Source organism: Streptomyces sp. MH60, assembly GCF_002939385.1.
In the GTDB taxonomy this organism is placed as follows: domain Bacteria; phylum Actinomycetota; class Actinomycetes; order Streptomycetales; family Streptomycetaceae; genus Streptomyces.
Map to the genome: position 1 here is coordinate 38,706 of NZ_MULI01000003.1, position 12,404 is coordinate 51,109.

The 12,404-nt window shown below is 73.0% G+C and carries 14 protein-coding genes; 7 read left to right on the top strand and 7 right to left on the bottom strand.

Translation table 11 applies throughout. The features are described 5' to 3' along the window. Nucleotides 1–317 precede the first annotated feature (317 nt). Both BZZ08_RS03655 and BZZ08_RS03660 read left to right on the top strand, forming a co-directional pair. Entirely contained in the window at nucleotides 318–1,952 is a 1,635-nt protein-coding gene (locus BZZ08_RS03655) for a TlrC/CarA/OleB/SrmB family ABC-F type ribosomal protection protein (RefSeq protein ID WP_104630661.1), read from the top strand. Nucleotides 1,953–2,074: 122 nt separating this feature from the next. Then, the gene (locus BZZ08_RS03660; protein WP_104630662.1) at nucleotides 2,075–2,353 is read left to right on the top strand and encodes a DUF4190 domain-containing protein; all 279 of its coding nucleotides are present in this window, start codon (nucleotides 2,075–2,077) and stop codon (nucleotides 2,351–2,353) included. A 105-nt stretch (nucleotides 2,354–2,458) separates the two neighbouring features. Here BZZ08_RS03660 and BZZ08_RS03665 read toward each other — a convergent pair whose 3' ends face one another. Further along, nucleotides 2,459–2,884 (bottom strand): DUF6003 family protein, encoded by a 426-nt coding sequence (locus tag BZZ08_RS03665; protein ID WP_104630663.1) that lies wholly within the window; start codon nucleotides 2,882–2,884, stop codon nucleotides 2,459–2,461. Nucleotides 2,885–2,974: 90 nt separating this feature from the next. Next, nucleotides 2,975–4,198 carry a saccharopine dehydrogenase family protein gene (locus BZZ08_RS03670; protein ID WP_104630664.1) on the bottom strand — a complete coding sequence of 408 codons (1,224 nt, stop codon included), beginning with the start codon at nucleotides 4,196–4,198 and terminating at the stop codon, nucleotides 2,975–2,977. 131 nt (nucleotides 4,199–4,329) lie between these two features. Here BZZ08_RS03670 and BZZ08_RS03675 point away from each other — a divergent pair, with 131 nt between their 5' ends. Further along, nucleotides 4,330–5,064, top strand: coding sequence for a TetR/AcrR family transcriptional regulator (locus BZZ08_RS03675; protein WP_104630665.1), 735 nt, complete (start codon nucleotides 4,330–4,332; stop codon nucleotides 5,062–5,064). On the opposite strand, the gene BZZ08_RS03680 is transcribed toward BZZ08_RS03675, so the two are convergent. Genes BZZ08_RS03680 through BZZ08_RS03690 form a run of 3 tightly spaced genes read right to left on the bottom strand, consistent with a single transcriptional unit; the run spans nucleotide 5,036 to nucleotide 7,758 of the window. Next, nucleotides 5,036–6,067, bottom strand: a complete 1,032-nt coding sequence (locus tag BZZ08_RS03680) for an NAD(P)/FAD-dependent oxidoreductase (RefSeq protein WP_104630666.1) — start codon at nucleotides 6,065–6,067, stop codon at nucleotides 5,036–5,038. The two genes, BZZ08_RS03675 and BZZ08_RS03680, sit on opposite strands and share 29 nt — an antisense overlap. Beyond that, a complete protein-coding gene (locus tag BZZ08_RS03685; RefSeq protein ID WP_104630667.1) occupies nucleotides 6,064–6,579 on the bottom strand; it encodes an isoprenylcysteine carboxyl methyltransferase family protein in 516 nt (171 codons plus the stop codon). Before BZZ08_RS03685 ends, BZZ08_RS03680 begins: the two co-directional genes overlap by 4 nt. Before the next feature lie 9 nt (nucleotides 6,580–6,588). After that, nucleotides 6,589–7,758, bottom strand: coding sequence for a type III polyketide synthase (locus tag BZZ08_RS03690; protein ID WP_104630668.1), 1,170 nt, complete (start codon nucleotides 7,756–7,758; stop codon nucleotides 6,589–6,591). A gap of 36 nt (nucleotides 7,759–7,794) precedes the next feature. Between BZZ08_RS03690 and BZZ08_RS03695 the strand changes: the two genes are divergently transcribed. The 4 genes from BZZ08_RS03695 (at nucleotide 7,795) to BZZ08_RS03710 (ending at nucleotide 11,353) form a co-directional block, all read left to right on the top strand. Then, a complete protein-coding gene (locus BZZ08_RS03695; RefSeq protein ID WP_104630827.1) occupies nucleotides 7,795–8,655 on the top strand; it encodes a UbiA family prenyltransferase in 861 nt (286 codons plus the stop codon). A 181-nt stretch (nucleotides 8,656–8,836) separates the two neighbouring features. Further along, nucleotides 8,837–9,781: an NADP-dependent oxidoreductase gene (locus BZZ08_RS03700; protein ID WP_104630669.1), complete on the top strand. Its 945-nt coding sequence runs from the start codon at nucleotides 8,837–8,839 to the stop codon at nucleotides 9,779–9,781. Then, nucleotides 9,778–10,389 (top strand): HD domain-containing protein, encoded by a 612-nt coding sequence (locus tag BZZ08_RS03705; RefSeq protein ID WP_241965362.1) that lies wholly within the window; start codon nucleotides 9,778–9,780, stop codon nucleotides 10,387–10,389. The genes BZZ08_RS03700 and BZZ08_RS03705 overlap by 4 nt, the downstream gene beginning before the upstream one ends. Nucleotides 10,390–10,462: 73 nt before the next feature. Then, on the top strand, nucleotides 10,463–11,353 hold the full coding sequence (locus BZZ08_RS03710) for an SDR family oxidoreductase (RefSeq protein WP_104630670.1): 891 nt from the start codon (nucleotides 10,463–10,465) through the stop codon (nucleotides 11,351–11,353). Between the two features lie 26 nt (nucleotides 11,354–11,379). Here BZZ08_RS03710 and BZZ08_RS03715 read toward each other — a convergent pair whose 3' ends face one another. Both BZZ08_RS03715 and BZZ08_RS03720 read right to left on the bottom strand, forming a co-directional pair. After that, a complete protein-coding gene (locus tag BZZ08_RS03715; RefSeq protein WP_104630671.1) occupies nucleotides 11,380–11,820 on the bottom strand; it encodes a DUF2267 domain-containing protein in 441 nt (146 codons plus the stop codon). An 83-nt stretch (nucleotides 11,821–11,903) separates the two neighbouring features. Then, entirely contained in the window at nucleotides 11,904–12,332 is a 429-nt protein-coding gene (locus tag BZZ08_RS03720) for a DUF2267 domain-containing protein (RefSeq protein WP_104630672.1), read from the bottom strand. Nucleotides 12,333–12,404: the final 72 nt, after the last annotated feature.

A 12,404-nucleotide genomic window follows, 5' to 3' on the forward strand; every position in this document is an offset into this window, starting at 1 on the left:
AGCCGTGTACGAGTCCTGGCAGCTGCGTCGGACCGTGGCACAACGTCCCCCTCCGGCTGACACCCGTGTGGGGCAGCAGCCTAGGGGGCTGCCGATCACCGGGTGCCGCTTTTGGGGCCTCGGCACAGCACCAAGGCGAGACGTATCGTCTTGCCGGTTCGCCTGTGGTGGCGTAGCGTCCTCCGGATGGGTTCCCTGTGAGATCATCGGCGCCGACCGCGTAGAGCACCGCTCCGCCGTCGCCGCGCCTCGCCGTGCAGCCGTCCACCCCGATCCGGCCCGCGCCGAAACCCGCGCGGCCAGGAGGGACCCCGATCTTGCACACCTCACAACTCACCGTTGGCAACGTCACCAAGCGCTATCCGGGCCGCTCCGTCCTGGACCAGGTCTCCTTCACGCTGAAGCCGGGCGAGAAGGCCGGACTCGTCGGTGACAACGGCGCGGGCAAGTCCACCCTCCTCAGGCTCATCGCGGGTCAGGAGCGCCCCGACCGTGGCGAGGTCACCGTGACCGCCCCCGGCGGAATCGGCTACCTGCCGCAGACCATCCCCCTGCCCCACACCGCCACCGTCCAGGACGCCGTCGACCTGGCCCTCGCGGACCTGCGTGCACTGGAGGCGGAGCTGCGCCGGGCCGAACACGCGCTCGGCGACGGGGAGGACCCGGCGGCGCTCGCCGCTTACGCCGTGCTCCTCGGGCGCTACGAGGCCCGGGGCGGTTACGACGCCGACCACCGGGTGGACATCGCGCTGCACCACCTCGGCCTGCCGGCACTCGGCCGCGAGCGCCGGCTCGGCACCCTGTCCGGCGGCGAGCGTTCCCGTCTCGCCCTCGCCGGTGTCCTCGCCGGCCGTCCGGAAGTCCTGCTTCTGGACGAGCCGACGAACGACCTGGACGACCAGGCCGTGGAATGGCTGGAGACCCAACTGCGGGCGCACCGCGGCACGGTGCTCGCCGTCACCCACGACCGCCTCTTCCTCGAACGCCTGACCACCACGGTTCTGGAGGCCGAGGCGGGAAAGGTGACCCGCTACGGCGACGGCTACACCGGCTACCGGACGGCGAAGGCGGCGGAGCGCCGACGCAGGCTCCAGGAATACGAGGAGTGGCGGTCCGAACTGGCTCGCAACGACCGGCTGGCCACCGGCCACGCCGCCCGCCTCGCCGCCATCCCGCGCAAGGCGCCGCTGGCCAACTTCGGCCACGGCGGCTTCCGGGCCCGCGGCCGGGCGCACGGCGCGATGGCCCGCATCCGCAACGCCCGTGAGCGGGCCGAGCGGCTGACCGAGAACCCGGTGGCGCCGCCGCCGGACCCGCTGGTCTTCACGGCGGGCATGGCGACCACAGGGGACGCTCCCGAGGAGTTCCCCGCCGTACAACTGTCGGACGTACGTCTGGGGGACCGCCTGCGCCTGGGCTCCCTCACCCTCGGCCGTCGCGGCCGGCTTCTCGTCACCGGCCCCAACGGAGCCGGCAAGACGACGCTGCTGCAGCTGCTCGCCGGTGAACTGCGGCCGGACGAGGGCTCGGTGCGGGTGCCGGGCCGAGTGGGGCATCTGCGCCAGGAGGGGACGCCGTGGCCGCCGGATCTGAGGGTGGCCGAGGCGTACGGGCTGGGTCGGGTGGGTACCGCCGACGAGCACGCCGGTGGGCTGCTCGCCCTCGGCCTCTTCCGCCCGGTGGAACTCCGCCTGCGCATGGGTGAGTTGTCGTACGGTCAGCGCCGCCGCGTGGACCTGGCCCGACTGGTCTCGGAGCCGGCCGACCTCCTGCTGCTCGACGAGCCGACGAACCACCTGTCACCGGCCCTGGTGGAGGAACTGGAGGAGGCGCTGACCGGGTTCCGCGGAGCGGTCGTGCTGGTCACCCACGATCGCGCGCTCCGGAGGCGGTTCCAGGGCGATCATCTGGAACTGCCGGCGGCGACGGAGATGAGCCGACTCGTGGGGTGATGCCGTGAACTCCCGGCCCAGCGCCTCCATTTGACGACCGGTAGGTGTGAATCGGCCCCGAGGGGCAACTCGAAGGTCACTGAAGGAGAAACCAGTCGATCCACGGAAAACCGGGAGAAATCATGTCGACCTACAGCAGAACGGGAACGGGAACCCGAAAGGGTGGCAGGACCAGTGGACTGGCGATCGCCGGACTCGTCTGCGGCATCGTCGGACTCTTCATCCTGCCGATCGTCCTGGGGCCGCTCGCGATCGTCTTCGGCGCCGTGGCACTGCGTCGGACCGGATCCGCGATGGCCAAGTGGGCACTGGGTCTGGGAGTGGTCGACATCGTGCTCATGATCGTGATGTTCGCCGTCGCCGCCAACAACGGCGGCAGTTTCTCCTGGCACATCGGCTGACGCCCCGCCACCGCGGTGCGCAACGCCGTGACAGCCGTCGCCCCCTAGGGCCTGTCTGACGATTCCCGTCTGCCTCGGGCGACGACGCGAAGCGTCAGACAGGCCCTAGCGGCGTGCGATCGCTGTCACGGCGGCCAGGTCCTCCCCGGTCAGCTCCGCGACCCGGTGGGCCGGCACACCGGCCGCCAGCGCACGCACGAGCAACGCCTCGTGCCCCTCCACGAGGGAACGGTAGGCCAGCAGTTCCTCCTCCAGCCGTGCGACGTCCTCCGGCGCGGCGTGGTGACGCACCCGGCTCAGCTCTTCGTCACTGAGGGGGACCGGAAGCCGTTCGGCCTCCTCGGGGACGGCCGACGTCTCCTCGGGAGGCAGCAGGCGAAGACCCGGCGACGAGACCGTGACCCCCTGTGCGTCCAGCCACGCGCGCACCGCGGGCGTCTCCAGGCAGGCGATGTCCGCGACCGCGGCGAGTGGCACACCGAGCGCGGAAGCGGTGTCGTCCAGCAGGACGAGGTAGGCGTCGTCGGTCATCCTCGGTTCCTCACGGGAGAAGGGGGTGGTGTTCTGACGGCCACACCTGTACCCGCAATCGCCGGTCCCACCAGCCCACGGACGCGCGGCTCACGTCTGCTCGCGCAGGCCCCAGGGTGACCCGTACTCGGTGAGCAGGTCGAGGAACGGGCGGGCCGGCAGGGCCTCGGCACCGAGCACACCCTCGCCGGACCAGGCACCGGTGGCGAGCAGTTCGAGGGCGACGACCGGGTTGACGGCCGTCTGCCAGACCACGGCCTGCGAACCGTACTCGCGCATGGACCACTGGTTGTCGACCACGTGGTACAGGTAGACCTCGCGGGGCTTGCCGTCCCTGGTGCCCGTGACCCAGGTGCCGGCGCAGGTCTTGCCGGTCATCCTGTCGCCCAGGGTCGCGGGGGCGGGAAGGCACGCGGCGACCACGTCACGCGGGGAGACCCGTACCGGTCCGTCCGCGCCCGGCACGGTGACCTCGGTGGTCGAGTCCAGGCCCAGCTCGTGAAGGGTCTTGAGCCGGGCGATGAAGTCGTCCCCGAGGCCGTACTTGAAGGTGACCCGCCGGGCGTCCACCCAGCGGGGGATCAGCAGCACCTCCTCGTGCTCCACGTTCACACACTCCACCGGCCCGATCCCCTCGGGGAAGTCGAAGACCTCCGGCTCGCTGAACGGCGCGGTGGTGAACCAGCCCCGTTCCCTCTCGTAGACCACCGGCGGATTCAGGCACTCCTCGATCGTGGTCCAGATGCTGAAGGAGGGGGCGAACTCGTAGCCCTCCACCCGCAGGTCGGCGCCGTCGCGGACGCCGATCTCATCGATCTCGTCGAACAGCTCGTCCGCTGCGTACCGGGCGAAGACGTCGGACAGCCCCGGCTCCACACCCATGCCCACCAGGGCCAGGCGCCCCGACTCCGCCCAGCGCCCGGCCAGTTCGAACTGCGCGTCACCGAGCTTCACCCCGCACTCCTCGTACGGCCGAGAGGTGTGCGGGGCGGACAGCGACATGGCCATGTCCAGGTAGTGGACCCCGGCGGCGAGGGCCGCCCGGAACAAGGGCATCACGAACCGTGGATCAGTGGCGTTCAGCAGGACGTCGCACCGGTGCTCCGAGAGCGCCTGCCGAACCGCGCCCTCGTCGGCGGCGTCGAGGCGCAGGGCGCTGAACCGGTCACCCCGCCCCGGCAGCGCGTCGACCGCCGCCCGCGCGCGGGAGTGGTCGTAGTCGGCCACGACCATGTGGGTCAGAAACTTTCTGCGGGCCGCGATCCGGGTGACGGCGGTGCCGACACCGCCCGCGCCGACGAGAAGCACTCGCATGACGGAGACCCTTCCGTAGGGGAGGCCGCTGCCTCCGGATCGCCCCGATGCAACAGGACTCCCCGATATAAGGTCAACCGTGTTGGCATAAGGATGCCGCGGCCCGGCGCGGCCGCGGACGGAGGTGACGGATGCCGAAGAAGGTGGTGCCCGAGGAGGCGCGACGCAGGCGCAGGCCGACACGGCAGGGCGCGGTGCTCTCGGAGGCCCTCATCGTGGAGACCGCGCTGCGGGTACTGCGCGAGCACGGCACCGCCGGGCTGACCGCCCGGCGGCTGGGCGCGGCGCTCGGTGCGGACCCGAGCACCCTGTACCGCTACTTCACGGGCATGGACGATCTGGCACGGGCCGTCGGCAACGAGCTGATGGGGCGGGCCCTGGACGGATGGACGGCGGGCCGTGACTGGCGGGCCGGCCTGCGCTCCCTCGGCCTCGCCCTGCACTCCTCCTACCTCGCCCACCCCCAGGCCGCCGTGCTCACCGCCAGCCGGGTGAGCGGACGGGCGCGCGAGATCGCCGTGGACGAGGCGATCCTCGGTGTCCTGCGGGATGCCGGACTGGCCGACGAGGCCGCGGTCCGCTTCTACCACGCGTTCATCGACCTGACCCTGGCCTTCGCCGCGCTCGACGCGGGTTCACTGGCCCTTCCGGAAGAAGCCCGCAGAGCCGACGAGGACATGTGGGCGTCCACCTATGCCCGGCTGCCCGCCGAGTCCCACCCCCACATCGCCGCGACCGCCGAGCGCCTCGCGGCCCGCATGCCGCACAGCGCCTACCCGGTGGTCCTGGACACCCTGCTGGACGGCATCGCCGCCGAACTGGCCGCCGCGGCCCGGCTCAGGCCAGGGCGTTCACGGCGGCCGTGAACAGGCGGGGCAGGCGAGCGGCCGTCGGCATGATGTGGGGCGCGAGCGCGGGCTGCGACCGGGCTCTCAACAGCAGCTGGGTCAGCAGCCGGTGCCGGCGGGTCGCCTGCCGCCAGTCGGTTTCGTAGCGGCCGGGTGTGCCCCTGCGCAGGTTGGCCACCAGAGCCTCGGCGCCGATCAGCGCGAGGGCGACCCCCTCACCGGTCAGGGCGTCGACGTATCCGGCGGCGTCGCCGACGAGCAGGACCCTCCCGTGGGCCCGGGTGCGGGCCCGCTGCCGCAGTGGCCCGGCGCCCCGCACCGAGGTGGCGGCCCGGTCCGGCGGGAGACGCTCGGCCAGAGCGGGGAAGTCCTCCAACTGGGCGGCGAAAGAGGCTCGCCGGGTCGTCAGCACAGCGATGCCGACGAGACCGGGGCCGATCGGGGTGACGTACGCCTCGGCGTCACTGCCCCAGTGCACTTCGACGTACGGCGACCAGGGCGGCACCGCGTAGTGCCGGCGCAGTCCGTAACGGGGCGCGCCCCGGGTGCTCATCTCCAGACCGAGGGAGCGGCGCACCCGTGAGTGCAGGCCGTCCGCGGCGACCAGCCACCGGGCGCGCAGCCCCGTACCGGGGACGCTCACGCCCGTGCCGTCCTGCCTCACCTCCGCCACGCGCAGCGGCAGTACGGGCACCCCGGCCGCCAGCACGGCCCGGTGCAGCACGCCGTGCAGGTCGGTGCGCCGGACACCCATGCCGGGGCCGTGGCGGAACGCCGCCTGGGCCTGGCGGGCGCCCTGGACGTACCGGATGCCGGTGAGGGGGACGCCGGGGACCTCCAGGCCGAGCGCGGCGAGGGAGCGGACGGCGCCCGGCATCAGGCCCTCGCCGCACGCCTTGTCGACCGGCGCCGGGCGCGGTTCGACGACGACGGCGTCGAGACCGGCGCGCGCGGCGTGCAGGGCGGTGGCCAGACCGGCGGGCCCGCCTCCGACGATCAGCAGGTCGGGGTGGGCGCTCACGCGGGCGCCGCCTGGGTCAGGGCCGTGTTCTCGCAGCGGAGGCGGACGGTGAGCAGCAGGGCGTTGGCCAGGGAGAAGACGGCGGCCGTGAGCCACGCCGAGTGCACCAGGGGCAGGGCGGCGACCTCCACCACGACCGCGACGTAATTGGGGTGCCGCAGGAACCGATAGGGCCCGGCACCGACCAGACGTGCTCCGGGGACGACGATGACCCGGGTGTTCCAGAACGGCCCGAGCGTCGCGATGCACCACCAGCGCAGCGCCTGCGCCAGGAGCGCGAGGGCCAGCATGGGCCACCCCAGAGCGGGAACGAACGGGCGGTCGGCGAGCAGGGGTTCGAGCAGGCAGCACAGGAGCAACCCGGTGTGCAGGGCGACCATGACGGGATAGTGGCCACGGCCGTGCTCCACCCCGGAGCGGGCCAGCGTCCACGCCGCGTTGCGGCGGGCGACGACGAGTTCGGCGACGCGTTCGCCGGCGACGGCGAGCACGAGCAGCGCGTACCACGACATGAGACCACCTCACCAGCGCAGGAGCACGAGTTCGGAGCAGAACCCCGGGCCCATCGCCAGGAGCAGGCCCCACGTGCCGGGCTCGGGCGGGCGACGTTCCCGGACGCTCTGCAGGATGTGCAGCACGGACACGGACGACATGTTCCCCACCGCCGCCAGGGAGCGCCGTGCGGAGTCGAGGGAGTCGTCGGGCAGGCCCAGGGTCTCGCTCACCGCGGACAGGATCCTCGGGCCTCCCGGGTGACAGATCCAGGTCCCGATGTCGTCGACCGTCAGGCCGTGCTCGGCCAGGAACGCGCGCAGATGCCGACCGAAGTGACCCCTGACGATGTCCGGGACACCGGCATCGATCACGACGCGGAAGCCGGCGGCGCCGATCTCCCACCCCAGGAGCCGTTCGGTCCCCGGGTAGAGGTGGCTGCGCGTGGCGACCACCAGCGGTCGGGGCTCGGGTGCGGCCGTGCTGCCGCTGCCCCGCGCACTGCCGCGGGCGACGAGTGCCGCCGCGCCGTCGCCGAAGAGCGCGCCCGCCACGAGGTTGGCACGCGAGCCGTCCCCCCGCTGGAGGGTCAGCGAGCACAGTTCCACGGCGAGCAGCACCGCGGTGTCGTCGGGGTGCCCGCGAAGATGGTCGTGCACCCGGGCGAGGCCGGCCGCGCCCGCGACACAGCCGAGGCCGAACAGCGGAAGCCGCTTGACGTCGGGCCGCAGCCCCACGCGCCCGGCGAGCCGGGCGTCCAGCGACGGAGTGGCCACGCCGGTGACGGAGGTGAACACCAGCAGGTCGACATCGGCCGGCCCCAGTCCCGCCTCGTGCAGCGCGCCCATGAGCGCCTCCTCGCCCAGGTCGAGGCCCGCCTCGATCCAGGCGTCGTTGCTGCGCCCGAAGTCGCCGAGAAGGGCGTACTGCTCGATCGGCAGAGCGAGATGACGTGTACGCACCCCCGCGGACGCGTGCATACGGCGCAGCAGCGCGCGGTCCGCGCCCGGGAGCAGGCACAGGTCGCCGATCGGCTCGGTGAGCTCGCTCTGGGCGTACCGGTGGGGCGGCAGTGCGCACCGCACGGCGGCGACGGCGGGCCCCGCGGTGGGCGGTGGCGGCGCGCTCCGCGCGGCGGACGGGGAAGCGGACAGGGGAGGGGCATGCTCGACGATCACGGGGACACGCATGTCGTCCATGCCTTCCTCGGCCGGCGACCCGACTACCGTGCGTACGTGTCAGTCCACCCGTCCGGGGTTCTCCCGCGTTCGCCGAGCAGAGTCCTGGCGCTCCTGCGCTCCTGCCATCCGGAACCGACGCTCGCCGTCACCGTCTTCGTGTCGGTCCTGGCCGTGGGAGCGGGCCGCGGACCGGCCGGGTCGGTGGCCGTGAGCCTCGCGGTACTCGCCGGCCAGCTCTCGATCGGCTGGTGCAACGACGCGGTCGACGCACGGCGCGACACGGCCTGCGGACGCGGCGACAAGCCGGTCAGCACCGGGGACCTTCCGCGCGCGGCGGTGGCCGTGGCGGCGGGAACCGCCCTGCTCCTGTGCGTACCGCTGTCCCTGGTGTGCGGGGCCGCCGCGGGGGCGGTGCACCTGGGCGGGGTGGCCGCCGGCTGGATGTACAACCTGTGGCTGAAGCACACGGTCCTGTCACCGCTGCCGTACGCCGCGGGCTTCGCATCCCTCCCCGCGTTCGTCACCCTCGGTCCGCCCGCGTCGGCCTGGCCCGCCTGGTGGGCCACGACCGCGGCTGCCCTGCTCGGCGTGGGAGCCCACCTGTCGAACGTGCTGCCGGACATCGAGGACGATCTCGCGACCGGTGTACGCGGGCTGCCCCAGCGGCTGCACCGGCGGACCTGCCGGTGGCTGGCGCCGGTCGTGATGCTGGCAGCGGTGGGCGTGCTGGTCACGGGACCGCCCGGCGCGATCGGGGCCATGGGCTGGACGCTCACCGCGGCGGCCGTGGTCGCCGCCGTCGCGGGTACGGCCGTGCGGTCGGGGGCACGCAGCCGATGGCCGTTCCGGGCGGCCATCGTGGTGGCCGGCATCGCCGTGGCGCGACTGCTGCCGCTGGCTCCCGACATGGCCTGAGGGAGAGGTCCAAGGCTCTGCGACACCGTCCGGAAGTGGCTCATCCGGCCGCTGTCGAAGTGGCCCACACGGGGCAAGCGGCAGGGGCATACGGTCGAGAAGACGACGCACGGTGAGCCCACGCGAGCGCGCACGGGCATCGTGTGACCGATGACCGCCGCACCCCCCCCGAGGACCCCTCATGCAAGCCATCACCGTCCACGACCGCGCGGCAGGTGCCGCCGGGCTCGCCCTGACGGAACTGCCTCATCCGCACGCCGCCGAGAACGACGTCGTCGTACGCGTGCATGCCGCGGGCTTCACCCGCGGAGAACTCGACTGGCCCGGCACCTGGACGGACCGGGCCGGCCGCGACCGGACGCCGAGCGTTCCCGGACACGAACTGTCGGGGGTGGTCGAGGAACTGGGATACGGCACCACCGGCCTCACCGTCGGCCAGCGGGTGTTCGGCATGGCCGACTGGACGCGCAACGGATCGCTGGCCGAGTACACCGCCGTGGAGGCCCGCAACCTGGCGCCCCTGCCCGCGGACGTCGACCACACCGTGGCCGCCGCGCTGCCCGTCTCGGGACTGACCGCCTGGCAGGGCCTGTTCGACCACGCACGGCTGACCGCGGGGCAGACCGTCGTGATCCACGGCGCCGCGGGAAGCGTAGGGTCGGTCGCGGTCCAGCTCGCGCGCGAGGCGGGCGCACGGGTGATCGCCACCGGTCGTTCCGCCGACCGGGACACCGCTCTCGCCCTCGGCGCCGACGTCTTCCTCGACCTCGAGTCCGAGCGGCTGGAGGACGCGGGAGAGGCCGACGTCGTGTTCGACGTCATCGGCGGCGAGATCCTCCGCCGCTCGGCCGCGCTCGTACGTCCCGGCGGCACTCTCGTCACCATCGCCGAGCCGCCCGAGGTCAGGCCGGAGAACGGCCGGGCGGTCTTCTTCGTCGTCGAACCCGACCGGGCCGGGCTCACCGAACTGGTGCAGCGGGTGAGGGAGGGGCGGCTCCGGCCGGCCGTCGGGGAGGTGCGTCCGCTGGCCGAGGCGCCCGCGGCCTTCGCGCCCGGCCGGGGCAGACACGGCAGGACGATCATCCGCGTCGCGTCCGACACCCCCGCGGCGGCAGGTTCCCGGTGAAGGACATCTCGCTCGCCGCCCTTCCCGTGCCCGACACCCGGACGGCGGCCGCCGCCCTGGACGTGGCGGCCGCCCACCTCTCCCCGGCACTGCTCAACCACTCCCTGCGCGCCTACCTGTGGGCGGCGGCCCGCGGTACGGCGGACGGTGTCCCCTTCGACCCGGAACTCCTCTACGTGGCCGCGCTGTTCCACGACATCGGGCTGGTGCCGGTCTTCGACAGCCACACCGTCGCCTTCGAGGAGGCGGGCGGACACGTCGCCCGCGTCTTCGCCGCCGGGGCAGGATGGCCTGCCGAGCGCCGTGCGCGCCTGTCGGACGTGATCGTCCGCCACATGTGGCCGCGGGTGGACGTCACCGCCGACCCCGAGGGCCACCTGCTGGCCCGCGCCACCGCGACCGAGGTCGTCGGCAAGGAGGCGGACGCCTACCCGTCCCGCTTCCGCGACGAGGTGCTGGACCGCTACCCGAGGCTGGACCTCGCCACATCGTTCCTGGCGTGCTTCCGCGACCAGGCGGCGCGCAAACCCGACAGCTCGGCGGCCGGCGCCGTGGGGTCGGGACTCGCGGAGAGAATGGCCGCCAACCCGCTCGACTCCTCCGCCTGAGGAGGACTTTTCGGAGCGCCCGGTCAGGGCACACGGTCGCTGACCGCGCAGTATCGAGATACGGGAGATCGACGTGGCGGACGACCCGCATCGCCAACAGGACCCTACTGATCAGTATCCTCGTCCGGACTTCGCCGGTCAGGACCAGCCGCACCCGGGCTGGACCGGGCCGATGGACCCGCCGCCCGACCACGGTGAGGAGTCGTACCGCGGATCGGGGCGCCTGGTGGGCCGCAGGACCGTCATCACGGGCGGAGACTCCGGCATCGGCCGAGCGGTGGCCCTGGCGTTCGCCCGTGAGGGCGCCGACGTGCTGTTCACCCACCTCGATCAGGAGCAGGACGAGGCACGGGAGACGTCCCGTCTGGTGGAGGACGCCGGGCAGAAGGCCGTGGCCGTCTCGTGCGACATCCGGGAGGAGCGCAACTGCCGGGCCCTGGTCGACCGGGCCGTGTCGGAGTTCGGCGGCATCGACGTCCTGGTGAACAACGCGGCCTACCAGATGTCCCAGCCGGACGGCATCGAAGCGATCACGACGGAGCAGTTCGACCGGGTGATGCGGACGAACCTGTACGGCATGTTCTGGCTGACCAAGTTCGCGCTGCCGCACATTCCGGAGGGCGGCGGCGTCATCAACACCACCTCCGTGCAGGCGTACAAGCCCAGTCCGCACCTGCTGGACTACGCGATGACCAAGGGCGCGATCGTGACCTTCACCCAGGGACTCGCCCAGATGGTCGCGGAACGCGGGATCCGGGTGAACGCGGTGGCGCCCGGCCCGGTGTGGACGCCGCTGATCCCGGCGACGCTGCCGGACACGGCCGAGTTCGGGAAGCAGAGCCCGCTGGGCCGTCCCGCGCAACCGGCCGAGCTGGCACCGGCGTACGTCTATCTCGCCTCTCAGGAGGCCGGATACGTCACCGCGGAAATCCTGAACGTGACCGGCGGGACGCCTCTGCCCTGAGCCGGCGCCACCGTCACCGGCGGGGGTCAGGCCGCCTGGGTGAGTTCCGCGCGCCCGAAGAGGATCGCGTACCCGGAGGGCAGTTGGGCGAGGATGCGGTCGAGCAGGTCCGGGCCGGCCAGACGGGCGACGACGCCCAGGACCGAGCCGACGTCCCAGCGCGTGGTGGCCAGGGTGCCGCCGGTGCGGGCGGCGAGGTCCCTGACGAACGCCCAGCCGGTCATCGAGTCGGTGCCCGGTATCTGGGCGGCGAGGATCTCGGCCGCCTCGCGGGGGAGACGGGCGGCCAGCTCGACGCGTTCCTCGCCGGTGACGCGGCGGCCGAGGGCGGCCAGGACGGCGGACACGACCTCCTCGGCCCGCTGCCGGGTGGGATAGGCGCCGTGGTACCGGACCTGCTCCAGCATCTGGACGAACGACATGGCCGGCTCGATGGTGATCGTCGTCGGCGCCGTCTGGGACTGCATCGGTGAGGGGTGCCTTTCTGAGTCGTGGGACGGTACGGCCTGTCCGGGCGGTGGTGGTGGCGGTGTCCCGTGGGGCGGGAGGGTCAGTCTGCGGATGTGCGGGCCGGGCTCGGGGCGGTGATGTCCTGCGGCCGGCCGAAGAGCAGGTCGTACCCCGGCGGTAGCTGGAACAGCACGCGGCGTGTCAGCTCCTCGCCGGCCGCGTCCGCGGCCACGCTGAGCACGGCCCCGACGTCCCAGGTCGCGGTCTGCTCCGTGGCCCCCTCGATCCACGCCGCGGTGGCCCGCACGAAACGTTCGGCGGACAGCGGCTCGGTGGCCTGGAGCGGATTGAGCAGAATCAGGGCGAAGCCCTCCGGGAGCCTCGCGGCCAGTTCGGCCCGTACCTCGCCCACCAGGTGGGCGCCCAGGAGGGCCAGCACGGTGCGTGCCGCACGGTCGGCCTCGGCACGGGTCGGGTACTCACCGCGTTCCTGCACCTGGTCGAGGAACACGTTCCACGGCATGGTCATCGGGATTCTCCTTCCCTCGGGAGTCCGTTCCCGTAGGGCGGGCGGGGGAGGGGAGGCACGGGACGTCCCGTC

Bases quoted from the DNA above. Each gene is read 5' to 3' on its own strand.
- BZZ08_RS03660 (WP_104630662.1), top strand. From the start codon at position 2,075: ATGTCGACCTACAGCAGAACGGGAACGGGAACCCGAAAGGGTGGCAGG.
- BZZ08_RS03665 (WP_104630663.1), bottom strand. From the start codon at position 2,884: ATGACCGACGACGCCTACCTCGTCCTGCTGGACGACACCGCTTCCGCG.
- BZZ08_RS03670 (WP_104630664.1), bottom strand. From the start codon at position 4,198: ATGCGAGTGCTTCTCGTCGGCGCGGGCGGTGTCGGCACCGCCGTCACC.
- BZZ08_RS03675 (WP_104630665.1), top strand. From the start codon at position 4,330: ATGCCGAAGAAGGTGGTGCCCGAGGAGGCGCGACGCAGGCGCAGGCCG.
- BZZ08_RS03685 (WP_104630667.1), bottom strand. From the start codon at position 6,579: ATGTCGTGGTACGCGCTGCTCGTGCTCGCCGTCGCCGGCGAACGCGTC.
- BZZ08_RS03690 (WP_104630668.1), bottom strand. From the start codon at position 7,758: ATGGACGACATGCGTGTCCCCGTGATCGTCGAGCATGCCCCTCCCCTG.
- BZZ08_RS03700 (WP_104630669.1), top strand. From the start codon at position 8,837: ATGCAAGCCATCACCGTCCACGACCGCGCGGCAGGTGCCGCCGGGCTC.
- BZZ08_RS03715 (WP_104630671.1), bottom strand. From the start codon at position 11,820: ATGCAGTCCCAGACGGCGCCGACGACGATCACCATCGAGCCGGCCATG.
- BZZ08_RS03720 (WP_104630672.1), bottom strand. From the start codon at position 12,332: ATGACCATGCCGTGGAACGTGTTCCTCGACCAGGTGCAGGAACGCGGT.